This is a genomic window from Aeromonas sp. s13 (assembly GCF_040907905.1).
Taxonomy (GTDB): domain Bacteria; phylum Pseudomonadota; class Gammaproteobacteria; order Enterobacterales; family Aeromonadaceae; genus Aeromonas; species Aeromonas veronii.
Window position 1 is genome coordinate 30,817 of sequence record NZ_JBFOCS010000040.1, and the last position, 13,607, is coordinate 44,423.

At 61.3% G+C, this 13,607-nt stretch carries 14 protein-coding genes; 8 read left to right on the top strand and 6 right to left on the bottom strand.

Annotated elements, in window-relative coordinates; all coding sequences use genetic code 11:
- The first annotated feature begins 217 nt into the window (after nt 1-217).
- Nucleotides 218-1,228 (top strand): class II fructose-bisphosphatase, encoded by a 1,011-nt coding sequence (gene glpX / locus AB5Y82_RS06700; protein WP_040068786.1) that lies wholly within the window; start codon nt 218-220, stop codon nt 1,226-1,228.
- Between the two features lie 134 nt (nt 1,229-1,362).
- Nucleotides 1,363-1,614 (top strand): YkgJ family cysteine cluster protein, encoded by a 252-nt coding sequence (locus AB5Y82_RS06705; protein WP_005336384.1) that lies wholly within the window; start codon nt 1,363-1,365, stop codon nt 1,612-1,614.
- Nucleotides 1,615-1,684: 70 nt separating this feature from the next.
- Here AB5Y82_RS06705 and AB5Y82_RS06710 read toward each other — a convergent pair whose 3' ends face one another.
- Genes AB5Y82_RS06710 through hemC form a run of 4 tightly spaced genes read right to left on the bottom strand, consistent with a single transcriptional unit; the run spans nt 1,685 to nt 5,565 of the window.
- A complete protein-coding gene (locus AB5Y82_RS06710) occupies nt 1,685-2,848 on the bottom strand; it encodes a heme biosynthesis HemY N-terminal domain-containing protein (RefSeq protein WP_368173790.1) in 1,164 nt (387 codons plus the stop codon).
- A 10-nt stretch (nt 2,849-2,858) separates the two neighbouring features.
- A complete protein-coding gene (locus tag AB5Y82_RS06715) occupies nt 2,859-3,908 on the bottom strand; it encodes a uroporphyrinogen-III C-methyltransferase (protein ID WP_064339218.1) in 1,050 nt (349 codons plus the stop codon).
- Entirely contained in the window at nt 3,905-4,639 is a 735-nt protein-coding gene (locus tag AB5Y82_RS06720; protein WP_236341208.1) for a uroporphyrinogen-III synthase, read from the bottom strand. The genes AB5Y82_RS06715 and AB5Y82_RS06720 overlap by 4 nt, the downstream gene beginning before the upstream one ends.
- On the bottom strand, nt 4,636-5,565 hold the full coding sequence (hemC, locus tag AB5Y82_RS06725) for a hydroxymethylbilane synthase (RefSeq protein WP_236360934.1): 930 nt from the start codon (nt 5,563-5,565) through the stop codon (nt 4,636-4,638). The genes AB5Y82_RS06720 and hemC overlap by 4 nt, the downstream gene beginning before the upstream one ends.
- 323 nt (nt 5,566-5,888) lie before the next feature.
- Between hemC and AB5Y82_RS06730 the strand changes: the two genes are divergently transcribed.
- Nucleotides 5,889-8,408, top strand: a complete 2,520-nt coding sequence (locus tag AB5Y82_RS06730) for a class I adenylate cyclase (protein ID WP_111899800.1) — start codon at nt 5,889-5,891, stop codon at nt 8,406-8,408.
- A 64-nt stretch (nt 8,409-8,472) separates the two neighbouring features.
- Here AB5Y82_RS06730 and AB5Y82_RS06735 read toward each other — a convergent pair whose 3' ends face one another.
- Complete coding sequence (locus AB5Y82_RS06735; RefSeq protein WP_368173791.1) at nt 8,473-9,126, bottom strand: alpha/beta hydrolase; 654 nt, start codon at nt 9,124-9,126, stop codon at nt 8,473-8,475.
- Nucleotides 9,123-9,437 (bottom strand): iron donor protein CyaY, encoded by a 315-nt coding sequence (gene cyaY, locus AB5Y82_RS06740; RefSeq protein ID WP_069554181.1) that lies wholly within the window; start codon nt 9,435-9,437, stop codon nt 9,123-9,125. The genes AB5Y82_RS06735 and cyaY overlap by 4 nt, the downstream gene beginning before the upstream one ends.
- Before the next feature lie 73 nt (nt 9,438-9,510).
- Between cyaY and AB5Y82_RS06745 the strand changes: the two genes are divergently transcribed.
- From AB5Y82_RS06745 to xerC, 5 genes are all read left to right on the top strand, one after another.
- Entirely contained in the window at nt 9,511-9,687 is a 177-nt protein-coding gene (locus AB5Y82_RS06745; RefSeq protein ID WP_201958457.1) for a lipoprotein, read from the top strand.
- Between the two features lie 32 nt (nt 9,688-9,719).
- Nucleotides 9,720-10,970: a diaminopimelate decarboxylase gene (gene lysA / locus AB5Y82_RS06750; protein WP_088868282.1), complete on the top strand. Its 1,251-nt coding sequence runs from the start codon at nt 9,720-9,722 to the stop codon at nt 10,968-10,970.
- Between the two features lie 54 nt (nt 10,971-11,024).
- Entirely contained in the window at nt 11,025-11,855 is an 831-nt protein-coding gene (gene dapF / locus AB5Y82_RS06755; protein WP_005336371.1) for a diaminopimelate epimerase, read from the top strand.
- A gap of 91 nt (nt 11,856-11,946) precedes the next feature.
- Nucleotides 11,947-12,627 (top strand): DUF484 family protein, encoded by a 681-nt coding sequence (locus tag AB5Y82_RS06760; protein ID WP_043821859.1) that lies wholly within the window; start codon nt 11,947-11,949, stop codon nt 12,625-12,627.
- Nucleotides 12,620-13,597 carry a tyrosine recombinase XerC gene (xerC, locus tag AB5Y82_RS06765; RefSeq protein WP_005336369.1) on the top strand — a complete coding sequence of 326 codons (978 nt, stop codon included), beginning with the start codon at nt 12,620-12,622 and terminating at the stop codon, nt 13,595-13,597. Before AB5Y82_RS06760 ends, xerC begins: the two co-directional genes overlap by 8 nt.
- The last annotated feature ends 10 nt before the right edge of the window (nt 13,598-13,607 follow it).

Sequence of the window (13,607 nt, forward strand, 5' to 3'; positions counted from 1 at the left end):
ATCCCTTGTGGTGTTGCAAGCTTTTGTTTTGAAAACGGGGTCATGCTAGGCAGCGGGGATGACAGCGGGGTGACAGTTGGATGAAGAGTCGATGGCAATTGGTTTGCAATTGGATGAATTGGCTACATTCTTGCTCGGAGCGGCTACTTTTGTGCGCAAAGGTTTGCCCTTGTGGTAGAATGCCGCCCGTTTTCGAGCTCCATAGGTTGGATATGCGATGAGACGTGAACTGGCAATCGAGTTTTCCCGAGTGACGGAAGCGGCTGCACTGGCTGGCTACAAGTGGCTCGGACGTGGTGACAAGAATATCGCTGATGGGGCGGCCGTAGCGGCCATGCGCCACATTCTCAACCAGATCGAGATCGATGGTGAGATTGTGATCGGCGAAGGTGAAATTGATGAAGCACCGATGCTCTATATCGGCGAGAAGGTCGGTACCGGACACGGCGACGCGGTGGATATCGCGGTCGATCCCATCGAGGGTACCCGCATGACCGCCATGGGGCAGGCCAACGCGCTGGCGGTGCTGGCGGTGGGCGACAAGGGTTCTTTCCTGAAAGCGCCTGACATGTACATGGAAAAGCTGATCGTTGGGCCCAAGGCCAAAGGCGCTATCGACCTGGATCAGGCGCTCGAGCTGAACCTCAAGGCCGTGGCCAAGGCGTTGGGCAAGCCGCTCTCCCGTCTGACCGTCATTACCCTGGCCAAGCCGCGTCATGACAAGGCAATCAAGGAGATGCAGGGTTTGGGCGTGCGGGTGTTCGCCATTCCTGATGGTGACGTTGCCGCCTCCATCCTCACCTGTCTGCCGGATAGCGAAGTCGACATGCTGTATGGCATCGGCGGCGCACCGGAAGGGGTGATCTCCGCGGCGGTAATCCGTGCGCTGGATGGCGACATGCAGGCCCGTCTGGTGCCGCGTCATCGCGTCAAGGGCGACAGCCCGGAAGTGCGTGCGCTGGGCGAGCAGGAAATTGCCCGCTGCGAAGCGCTGGGCATCGACGTCAACAAGGTGCTCAAGCTGGAAGACATGGCGAAGAATGACAACGTCATCTTCTCCGCTACCGGCATCACCAAGGGTGATCTGCTGGATGGCATCACCAGCGATGGCGTGATGGCGACCACCGAGACTCTGTTGATCCGTGGTAAATCCCGTACCATTCGCCGTATCAAGTCGATCCATTACCTGGAGCGCAAAGACAGCGTGGTACGCGATATCATCCTGTGATGATGGCTCGCTGAACCGGCAGTGTTGTCTGAAGCCCGATCGCCCGTGCGGTCGGGCTTTTTCTTGTGCGCCAGCTACGTTTGTGCCGCCGCTTCGGCTATGGTGGCTCAGACCGTCCCAAAGGAGTGGAGTCTATGGAGTGTCGTAGCGGCTGCGCTGCCTGTTGCATCGCCCCCAGTATCAGCAGTGCCATTCCCGGTATGCCAGATGGCAAACCGGCTGGCGTCCCCTGTATCCAGCTCGATAGCGCCCTTGGCTGCAAGATCTTCGGTCAACCGGAACGGCCGGCGGTGTGCGGTGGTTTTCGCCCCATGATGGATGTGTGCGGCAGCCACCGTGCCGAGGCTATCTGGCTGATCGGCGAGCTGGAGCGGCTCACTACCTGACGAGGGCAGGGCGAAGAGATAAAAAAAGAGGCCGCATCATGCGGCCTCTCGCGTTTCTGTTTGCCGGGGATCAGACTCCCGCCAGTTCCAGTGCCTGACGATAGTACTCGTTGGCCTTGTTGGTAAGGCGGCGCTTGTCCATCAGCTGGCCGAGGGCGTGGTAGGCGGCGGCGCTCGGCGCCCGCTCCACCTCCTGTTCCAGCAGCTTCTGGGCATCATCCAGTTGGCCTGCCAGCAGATAGAGCTGGGCCAGTGCGGTGTCCACTTCCGGTTGCCCCTGCTGCTTTTGCAGCAGCGCCAGCAGCGACTGGTAGCTGTCGAGTTTCAGCTTGGGCAGGCGAGCCAGCAACTGCGGCATCGGCTGTTTGCGCAACGCCTCCTGCCACAGGGTGGCGGCCTCGCCATCGGCGCCCAGCTGGCGCAGCAGATCGCCGTAGCTGGCCAGCAGTTCAGGCTCGAGGCGCAGCTTGCGCGGCAGCTCCTGCCACACCGCCTTGAGGGGCTCGAGGCTGCCAGCAGCCTGTTGCAGACGACCACACCAAGCCTGTTGCAGCAGATCTTCTTCCTGTTTCGGGGTCAGCTTGCCCACCTTGTGCAGTGTCGGGATCAGGTCGCACAGGGCGCTCCAGTCCTGACGGGCCAGATGCACCTGACGCAGCTGATCCAGCACCATGGGGTGACGCGGGTTGAGGGCGTAGACCGACTCCAGCATCGCCAGCGCGGTATCGTACTGGCCCTGCTCGATCTGCAACTGGGTCTGGGTCAGGGTGAGCGCCAGCTCGGCTTTGGGATTCTCCTCCTGCGCTTTTTGCAGGTATTGATCCCGGCGGGCGTCGTCACCACGGGCCTGTGCCGCCTTGGCGGCGCTCAGGTAGTTGAGCAGCGGGGTGTCGCTGTTGCTGGCCCCCTTGATCATCAGCTTTTCAGCCTGACTGTAGTGCCCTTCGGCCATTGCCAAGGTGGCGGCGACGGTCTGTTGATTGGCCTTGCGGCGGCGGCGCGAGCCGTACCAGCCGAGGGTCTTGCGGCGCAGGCCGAATACCCGACCCAGCAGCCACTCGACGATCAGCAGGGCGCCGTAGAACAGCACGGCCAGGATCACCGCGCTGGTTACGGAAGATTCGATGGTGTAATTGCCAAGGGCAATCAGCACATAGCCCTTGTTACCGGAGGCTTGCGGGCCAAAGATCAGCCCTGCGACCATCACGGCGACCAGAATGATTATACGGATCATGGTGCCCTCCTCAGCTGCTGGCCAGAATGCGTTGCAGGCGTTCGGTCAGTACCTGCTCCAGCATGGCCTGGGTCTTGAACTGGGCCGGATAGTCGATCTGGATCTGCTCACCCTTGAGCTTGTCGATCTCGCCCTGCATGTAGCGGGTGGCGCTGTTGTCGGTGTCGAAATACTGGGTCAGCCAGCGTTGGGCCTTGTCCAGGCTGTCTTCGTAGAGCGCCTGCTGCTCGCGATAGACGGAGAGCTGGGCCTGCAACAGCTTGGTTTTGAGGTTTTCACGCAGGAAGATCTCCTGCTGCGGCGAGAGCAGCGCCTCGACCGCGCCATCGCGGCGACGGATGGTGACGAAGTTCTCGGTGAACTTGACCCAGTTTTTCTTCAGGTTGCTCTCCCACTCGTCGGGATTGGTGCTGACCGCCTGATCCGGCTCGGCCTTGGCTTCCGGCATGCTGACGGTGGAGAGGGGCAGCAGCTCGATCTGGTCGGACAGCGCGGCCAGCTTGAGGGTCAGCCCCTCGCGGTCGATGCGCGGCATCCCCTTGAGCTTGGCGATATCCTCGGCCAGCGCCTTGCGGATCGGCATCAGGCTGGGGTCGTTGAGGGCGGCGATCCGCTCGTCGGCATTGCCGAGCAGGGTGATGGCGGAGACGAGGTCATGCTCCAGCCACAGTTTGCGGCCCGCCATCCGTACCAGATACTCGGATTCGGCCAGCATCCAGTCGTTGGGGCGCTTGTCATTCAGGTCCAGTACCCGGTTCTGCAGACCCTGCATCTCCCCCTGCAGCCGCTGCTGGGTTTGATCCAGCGCGGCCAGCTGCTCGGCATCCTTGCTGCTGGTCTGGTCGATCTTGCTCAGGGCGCTCGCCAGCTGTTGCTTGAGCTGGGCCAGTTCGGCCTGCTGGGCAACGGCATTCTTGTGACCGTGCAGATAGAGACCGCCGGTCAGGCCAAGGGCCAGCAGGATGGCGACCCCTCCCAGTACGGCACCGGAGCGGCTCTTGTTGCCATTGACCGCAGCGGTCGGCTGGGGCTTTACCTGGGATTCTTGTTGTTCTGTCATTCCATCTTCCTCAGTTCCAGTGCGGCCGTCAGGGCCTGGTTGGATGCACCTTGGGCAATCGTGATATGGATAAAGCCCGCTGCGCTGGCCATCTCGGCCACGCGCGGGCTGGGGACCACCAGCAGGCGGTCAAAAAGCCAGGGCCGCTGGTGGTCGGGAACCAGCTCCAGCAGCCGTTGCAGCAGTTCACCACTGGTAATGAGCAGGCTGTCCAGCCCGGCTGCCTGCCAGTGGCGGGTTAATGTCTCCCCGTCCAGCTCGGGGTAGTGGCGCTCATAGGCCGCACAATAGTGCACCAGAGCACCGCGTGAGGCCAGTGTGCTGGCGATGAGATCCCGCCCGCCATTGCCGCGCAGGATCAGCACCCGTTTGCCTGCTACCTGCTGCAGGGCGGGCAGGGCCAGCAGCCCTTCGCTGCGCGGGTCATCCGGGCAGCTTGCCGTGATGCCTATGGCTGCAAACGCATCTGCGCTGGCCTGACCCACCGCAAAGAACTCAATATGTGGCCAGGTCTGACCAGTTTGCAACAGAAAATCGTGTGCAAAATGAACGGCATGAATGCTGACAGCAATAACCGCGTCAGCACTGCGCAGCAGGTCGGGCAGGAGAGGGAGTTCGCTGCCCGCCACGGTTTCCAGCAGCGGGCAGCAGAGTGGTGCATGGCCGTGCTGGCGCAACAACTGCACCAGATCGGCGGCCTGAATGGCCGGACGCACCACCAGCGGGGTCATGCGCGGTAGACCTCGGCCAGGATCTCGTCGGCACCGGCGGCCAGCAGGCGCTGGGCCAACTGCTCGCCGAGGGCCTCACCATCGGCCAGCGGGCCGCGGATCTCGTCACGGATTACCTGGCTGCCATCCGGGCTGCCCACCAGACCGCGCAGCCAGATCTGCTCGCCTTCGACCAGTGCGTAGGCACCGATAGGCACCTGACATCCCCCTTGCAGAGCGCGGTTCATGGCTCGCTCGGTCAACACCCTGGCGCGGGTCTCGGCGTGCTCCAGCGGCGCCAGCAGAGCGTGCAGCTCAACGTCGTCGAGGCGGCATTCGATGCCGACAGCCCCCTGACCGTTGGCGGGCAGACTCTGCTCCGGTTCGATAAAGGCGGTGATGCGGTGCGCCATCTCCAGTCGTTTCAGACCGGCGGCGGCGAGGATGATGGCGTCATACTCACCGGCATCCAGCTTGGCGAGGCGGGTGTTGACGTTGCCACGCAGGTCGCGGATCACCAGATCCGGGCGCGCAGCGCGCAGCTGGCACTGGCGACGCAGGCTGGAGGTGCCGACGACGGCCCCTTGCGGCAGTTCGGCAATGGCCTTGACGCGGTTGGAGACGAAAGCGTCGCGGGGATCTTCCCGCTCGCAGATGGTGTGCAGACCGAGCCCCTCGGGGAACTCCACCGGAACGTCTTTCATGGAGTGAACGGCGATATCGGCCCGTCCTTCCAGCATGGCGGTCTCCAGCTCCTTGACGAACAACCCCTTGCCACCGACCTTTGCCAGCGGGGTATCGAGGATCTTGTCACCCTGAGTGCTCATGGGCACCAGTTCGACCTGCAACTGCGGGTGCAGGGCTTCGAGCCGGTCTTTGACAAAGTTGGCCTGCCACAGGGCCAGCGGGCTCTTGCGAGTGGCAATTTTCAGGGTTCGGGCTGCCATATCAATCAGTTGTTTCATTTTTAGAAGGAAATCGATATTACCATCCTTTGCCCGGGCTTTCATGGCGGAGCCGGCAAAAGCGGGGCCAAGCTCAAAAATGCATGCTGAAAATGATTTTCATTAAGCAAGAGGTGTTGATTAATTCATTGAATGTATTGGAATTTAATGATTTCCCCTGATACTTGATGTGGTCATACCAGAAATAATCTGGCGTTTAGCTGAAGGCTTGTTTACCACCGCTGTTTGCATTGTTAACATGATCACACTTTTTTGACGTATCCCCCTTTTGGTGCGTCATTTTCACTTAGGTGATAGGCAGGGCATTGCAGGAACACATCGATACGCTGGTTGCGCGTTATGACGACATTACCCGTCTCAAGACGCAACGGGCGTTAGGCCTCATGAGTCGCTATGGGCAGCAGGTATTCCAACTGCTGCCTGTCATGCTGCACTTCAATCATCCCCTGCTGCCCGGTTATGTCTCCGGTGATGTCCCTCATGGCATCTGGAGCTTCAGCGCCACCGCAGAGCAGCAAGCCTTTATCGATGACCTCTGCCGCAACGCCAACTGTCAGAGCGGTCTGGCAACCCATGATCGAGCCATTCAGGGGCTCTACTCCATGGGCAGCACCTCCTCCATCGGTCAATGCTGTCACTCTGATCTCGATATCTGGGTCTGCCACGTGGCCGGTTTGTCGCAGGAGCGGCTCGATCTGCTGGAGCTGAAATGCCAGCAACTCTCCAAGTGGGCCGAACAGCGCGGGGTCGATCTCAACTTCTTCCTGATCCCGGAAGACAAGTTCCGCCAGACCAACGATGCCCAGATGCAGGGGGAGAGCTGCGGCAGTGCCCAGCACCTGCTGTTGCTCGACGAGTTCTACCGCAGTGCCATGCGTATCGCGGGCAAACGCTTGATCTGGTATCTGGTGCCCACCGAATGTGATGATCACTACGATGCGTATGTGAACGAGCTGTTCGAGAGCGGCAAGCTCAAGCAGGACGACTGGCTCGATCTCGGCAGTTTTGACCGTATTCCGGCCGAAGAGTATTTCGGCTCCGCCCTGTGGCAGCTCTACAAGGGGATCGACTCTCCCTACAAGGCGGTGCTCAAGTCGGTGCTGATGGAAGCCTACTCCCACGAGTATCCCAACACCCGCCTGCTGTCGATGATTGGTCGCGACTGGTTCCAGCACAACGAGGGGATGCACTACCGGCTCGACAACTACTGTCTGATGCTGGACAAGGTGACCAACTACCTCAAGTCTATCGGCGACATGGCGCGGCTCGATCTGGTGCGCCGCTGCTTCTACCTCAAGGTGTGCGACGGTCTCAGCCATCCCAAGGATGATCACTCCCCCGAGTGGCGCCGTGAGCAGATGAGCCAGCTGGTTTCCTACTGGGGCTGGAGTCAGGAAAAGCTCTATCAACTCGATCATCGCCACGAGTGGAAGATCGAAGAGGTGAAGATCGCTCACGCCGAGCTGCTGGAAGCCCTGATGCAGAGCTACCGCAACCTGATCCAGTTCGCTCGCCGCAACAACATCAGCGAGTCGATCAACCCGGAAGATATCGGCATTCTGTCGCGCAAACTCTACGCCGCGTTCGAGAGCCTGCCGGGCAAGGTGCAGCGCATCAACCTCAAGATCGCGCCGGATCTCAGCGAGCCGGATCTCAGCTTCGTGCAGGTGCCTCACGGTCGCCTCAACCGCGCTGGCTGGTATCTCTACAAACATTCGCTGGAGCCGGTGGACATCATTGGCCGCGCGCCGCTGGAGTTCAACGGCTACATCAGCAAGCTGGTCTCCTGGGCCTACTTCAACGATCTGCTGACCTCCCAGTCGCGGGTGCACCTGTTCAATCAGGGCTCGGATCTGCACATCGACAATCTGCACCAGTTCTGCCGCGATCTCTCCGGCTGCTTCCCCGAGAAGTACCCGCTGGCCACCAACCTGGCCCTCAGCCGGCCGTGCGAGATCCGTCAGCTCTCCATCTTCCTCAACCTAGAGATGGACCCGACCAGTCACTGGGTAGGTCAGGTGATCGAATTTGACGCCAACACCGTGGATGTCTTCTCGTTCGGCCGCAATCAGGAGTGTCTGGTCGGCTCGGTGGATCTGGTCTATCGCAACTCCTGGAGCGAGATCCGTACCCTGCACTTCCAGGGGGATGAAGCCGTGGTCGATGCCCTCACCACCATCCTCGGCAAGATGCATCAGGATGCCGCCGCCCCCGAGATGATCGAGGTGTTCTGCTACAGCCAGCACTTCCGCTCTCTGGTGCGCTCCCGCTTCCAGACGCTGGTGGCGGAGTGTATCGATTTGCGCCTTGCCCGCGACAAGCAGCAGCTGGTCAAGACCATGGCCCTTGGCCGCGAGAAGTACGGCATCTTCTTCGAGCGGCGCGGGGTGTCGGTGAAGAAGCTGGAAAACGCCATCGATTTTTACCGTCACATCTCCCACAACAAGCTGGATCACCTGCCGCTGCGGCTCGACAAGACCCATAGCCAGCATCTGCCGAGCATCGTCGATGCCTACGCCAGCGAAGGCTTGGTGCAGTTCTTCTTCGATACCCGGGATGCGGGCACCAACATCTATATCCTCGATGAGGCAAACCGGGTGGAGATCTACCAACACTTTGCCGGCAACAAGGATGAGCTGGTGGCGGGGGTCAACCGCTTCTACACCTCCAATCACGAGCGGTTCAGCGATGATGGGCAGTTCATCAACTTCAACCTGCCGCAGTACTACGAGATAGTACAAGTGAATGGCGAGCTGGATGTGATCCCCTATCGCAGTCAGGGCACTCTGCGCGAACAGGTGCCGCCCGCTCGGGAAGTGGGTTGACCCGTCAGTTGGAATCGCCATAAAAAACGGCCTGCAGATGCAGGCCGTTTGCTTTTGCGGTTGTTCAGGCGCCGAGACGAGCCAGCAGCCAGCTGCGAATGTCGCCGAGCTGCGGACGGCAGATCTCGTGACGCATCGGGTACTCGTGCCACTCGGGGGCGAGCCCGGCATTTTCCAGCCGGTTCTTGGCATCCCAACCGAGCGACAGGCTCACCACATCGTCATAGATGCCGTGCATGTAGCAGATGGGCAGGGTGCGAGCAGCCTCGCTCATCTCGCCGAGCAGCTTGTCGGGGGCGGCCAGATAGGTGGACATGCAGAGCAGGCCCGCCAGCGTTGCCTGATAGCGCAGCGCGGTGAAGGAGGCAATTACCCCGCCCTGTGAGAAACCTGCCAGTACAATATGCTCGGGGGCAAACCCGTCGGCCACCAGCTGATCTAGCAGGGCGGCAATCTGGTCGGCCGATTCACGGACATGGGACTCCACGGCCCGCTCGGCAGGATCCTCGAAGCTCCTGATGTCGTACCAGCCGCGCATCTTGTAGCCCATGTTGATGGTGATGGGGCGCTCGGGGGCATCCGGCAGCAGGTGACGCACCGGTAAGTCAGCAGGCAGATCCAGCGCGTCCACCAACGGGGCGAGGCCGGCGCCGGAATCACCCAGCCCGTGCAGCCAGATCACCGCGTGACGGGCGCCCTGCGGGTGCAGGTCGATCATGGGAACACCACCTCTTCGCCCGCTTGGGCGGTGCAGGATTGGCTCAGCAGCGCCTTGAGCTCGTGGCCGAAGCGGTTGTCGATCCAGGTGTCACCCTGCAGTTCGAAGTGGAAGCCGTTCTCGCGGGTGGCGACCCAAATCTGGTGCAGCGGCTCCTGCTTGTTGATGATGACCTTGGTCTTGTTCTCGAAAGAGAGGGTCAATACGCCGCCGTTGCGTTCGCAGTCGATATCCGGATACCCCTCGTCGAGCGTGTCTTCCACATATTGGAAAAAGGCGTCGGTCAGGGCGTGATACTCGTGATCCTTCATCGGTTTATCCTGTTGCTTTTAACAATGTGAGTGCGATTATAGAGGGCCAAAAAATTTTTCGCAGCGAACCATTATGATCACCCAGTTCACCAAGTGTCTGCTTGCCACTCTTCTGTCCCTCGGGTTGGCCGCGTGCGGTCTGAAGGGGCCGCTCTATATGCCGCCCCCCGAGCAGCCACAGAGCCAGAGTACACTGCAAGCAGTACCGCCTGCGACCTCCGAGGCTGCCACCGAGGCCGCGCCGCACTAATGCCGCACCCATTCTAGGAAGGAACCGCCCCCTTGGATCACTTTAACTACGACGCCGACGGCCAGCTTCAGGCCGAGCAAACCTCGCTGCAACAGCTTGCCGAGCAGTACGGTACCCCGCTTTACGTCTACTCCCGTGCGACCCTCGAGCGCCACTGGCACGCCTTCGACAAGGCCGCTGGCGATATTCCCCATCTGATCTGCTACGCGGTGAAGGCCAACTCCAATCTGGCGCTGCTCAACCTGCTGGCCCGTCTGGGCTCGGGGTTTGACATCGTCTCCGGTGGCGAGCTGTCGCGGGTGCTGGCGGCGGGCGGTGATCCGGCCAAGGTGGTCTTCTCCGGTGTAGCAAAGAGCGAAGCGGAGATGCGCCTCGCGTTGGATAAAGAGATCCTCTGTTTCAATCTGGAGTCGGAAGCAGAGCTGGAGCGCCTCAATCGGGTGGCGGGCAGCATGGGCAAGAAGGCTCGCGTCTCGGTGCGGGTCAATCCGGATATCGATGCCGGTACTCACCCCTATATCTCCACTGGCCTCAAGCAGAACAAGTTCGGCATTCCCATCGAGCTGGCGCCCGCCATCTATCGCAAGGCGGCTGCGATGGCGAACATCGAGATTGTCGGGGTGGATTGCCATATCGGCTCGCAACTCACTGAATTGAATCCCTTTATGGAAGCGGCTGACAAGTTGCTGCGGCTGATCGATGGTCTAGCGGCGGAAGGCATTCATATCCATCATCTGGACGTGGGTGGCGGCCTTGGGGTCAACTACGGTTCCGAGCAGCCCCCCCATCCGACCGAGTATGCCGAAGCGCTCAAGCAGAAGCTGGCGGGCCGGGATCTGACCCTGCTGTTCGAGCCGGGCCGTGCCATCGTCGCCAATGCCGGCGTGCTGCTGACCCGGGTCGAGTACCTCAAGCCGGGCGAGACCCGCAACTTCGCGCTGATCGATGCCGGCATGAACGACATGCTGCGCCCCTCGCTCTACGGCGCCTGGATGAACATCATCGAAGTGGATAGTCGTGCCGGCCATGCTCCCGCGATCTATGACGTGGTGGGCCCGGTGTGCGAGACCGGCGACTTCCTCGGCAAGGAGCGCACCCTGGCCATTGCCGAGGGCTCCCTGCTGGCAGTGCGTTCGGCCGGAGCCTACGGCTTTACCATGTCATCCAACTACAACACCCGTCCGCGCGCAGCCGAAGTGCTGGTGGATGGTGCCGAGGCGCACCTGATCCGCGAGCGTGAGCAGTTGGCCGATCTCTGGCGCGGTGAGCACCTGCTGCCCTGATGCAGTAGATAGAGATGACAGAATTTTACAGCCCTAACAGCACAGGAATGCACGATGTTGATAGATTTTTCCAAGATGCATGGCTTGGGCAACGACTTCATGGTGGTGGATGGCGTCACCCAGAAGGTATTTTTCAGCAATGACGTCATCAAGAAGCTGGCAGATCGCCACTTCGGGATCGGCTTTGACCAGCTGCTGCTGGTGGAGCCGCCCTATGACCCTGAACTCGACTTTCACTATCGCATTTTCAATGCCGATGGCAGCGAAGTGGAGCAGTGTGGCAATGGTGCCCGCTGTTTTGCCCGTTTCGTGCGTCTCAAGGGGCTGATCAACCGGGATCGCATCGCGGTCAGTACCGCCCGGGGTCGCATCGTGTTGCAGCTGGAGGGGGAGAATCAGGTCACGGTCAACATGGGTGTTCCCCAGTTTGAGCCGGGCAAGATCCCGTTCCGGGCCCAGAAGGCAGAGAAAACCTATCTGTTGCGGGCGCAGGAGCATACCGTGATGTGTGGCGTGGTCTCCATGGGCAATCCCCACTGCGTCATCGAGGTGCCTTCGGTCGCCGATGCGCCGGTCGAGACGCTCGGTGCCATCATGGAGCGCCACGAGCGTTTTCCCGAGCGGGTCAACGTCGGTTTCATGGAGATGGTCAATGCCACCGAGATCAAGCTGCGGGTGTTCGAGCGGGGCTGTGGCGAGACCCTGGCCTGCGGCACCGGTGCCTGTGCTGCGGCGGTGATTGGCATCAGTCAGGGCAAGCTCAAGGAGCGGGTCACCGTCAGTCTGCCGGGCGGCAAGCTGACCATCGCCTGGAAGGGGCCGGGCCAGCCGGTCTATATGACAGGTCCCGCCGAGCATGTGTTTGACGGCCAGATAGAGGTTTAGCCGATAAAGGTTCAGGTACGGGGGGCGTTGGCCCCCTTTGCCCATGATGTCGGGGCAGCGAGCCCCATTTCTCTGATGGATCAACCAATTTATGAGCGAACTCAAACGGCAGGAGCAATCGGTGGATGAAGCCACTGTGCTGGAGTACCTGGCCCGTTATCCCGAGTTTTTCCAACGCCATGCCGCCGTGCTGGACCGGATCCGCATTCCCCATGAACGCAAAGGGTCGGTCTCGCTGGTCGAGCGCCAGCTGGAGCGCCAGCGCGAGCGGATCGAACAGCTGGAGCAGGAGATCACCGAATTGATGGGGATCGCCAGCGAGAACGAGCGGATCTTTCGGGTCTATGCCGATCTCTACGGCGAGCTGTACGGCTGCCAGACCCTGTTCGAGGTGAGTGCCGTGATGGGCAAGGCCTTTGTCCAGCGACTGCGCCTGACCGGGTTGCGACTCTGGCTCAATCCCAAGAAGTTTACCCTGAGCGGGCCCGAGCAGCGTTTTTTGGCACAGGGCAAGCAGCTCGAATCCCTGCTGGGTCAGCGTTTGCCGGGGCAGGATTACTACTTTGGCCGCCTGAGCCAGAGCGAGAAGCAGGCGCTGTTTGGCCACGATGTGCTGGTCAACTCGGTGGCCCTGATGCGGCTCGGCGATCTCGGTGTGCTGGCCTTCGCCAGCTCGGATCCCGGCCACTTTACTCCCCACAACGACACCCTGCTGCTGGGCCAACTGGGGCGCCTGCTGCAACTGCGTCTGCCCGAGTTGACTCATGGCTAGAACACCGGCCAGGGCGCCCGCCAAAGCTCCCGTCGTCGCACCGCCACTGCCTGCGGCACTGGCGGACGAGCTGGCGGCCTTTATCGAATACCTGAGGGTCGAGCGTCAGCTCAGCCCTCATACTCGCAATAACTATCAAGCCCATCTGGAGGCGATGACCGCCGAGCTGGTGGCCCTGGGGCTCACTGATTGGGGTCGGCTCGAGGCGAGTCAGGTGCGCACTCTGGTGACCCGGATGCACAAGGCGGGCCTTGCTCCTCGTTCCCTTTCCACCAAGGTCTCGGCCCTGCGCAGCTTTTGCGACTGGCAGGTGCGGCAGGGGCGGCTGACCGCCAATCCGGCCCGCGGCATCGTCACCCCCAAACAGGGGCGGCCGCTGCCGAAAAACCTCGATGTGGACGAGATGCACCAGCTGCTCAACATCACCGACGAGCAGGATCCGCTGGCGGTGCGGGATCGCGCCATCATGGAGCTGATGTACTCTTCAGGGCTGCGTCTGGCCGAGCTGGTGGGGATCAATCTGGTGGATCTGAAGCTCGACGACCGCCAGCTCAAGGTGACTGGCAAGGGCTCGCGGGAGCGGGTGCTGCCCATCGGCCGGATGGCGGTCGAGTGGCTGCAGAAGTGGCTCAAGGTGCGCCCGCTGCTGGCCGGTGATGAGAGCGAGGCGCTGTTTGTCTCCAGCCGCAAGCAGCGGCTGTCGGCCCGCTCGGTGCAGGCCCGCCTTGATGGCTGGGGCAACAAGCAGGCGCTCAACGCCCACGTCCATCCCCACAAGCTGCGCCACAGCTTCGCCACCCATATGCTGGAGTCCTCCGGCGATCTGCGGGCAGTGCAGGAGCTGCTGGGTCATGCCGACCTCTCTACCACCCAGATCTATACCCACCTCGACTTCCAGCATCTGGCCAAGGTTTACGACAGCGCCCACCCCAGGGCCAAGCGTGACCCGGATGCGCAGGACGATGAATAACGGGCCATGA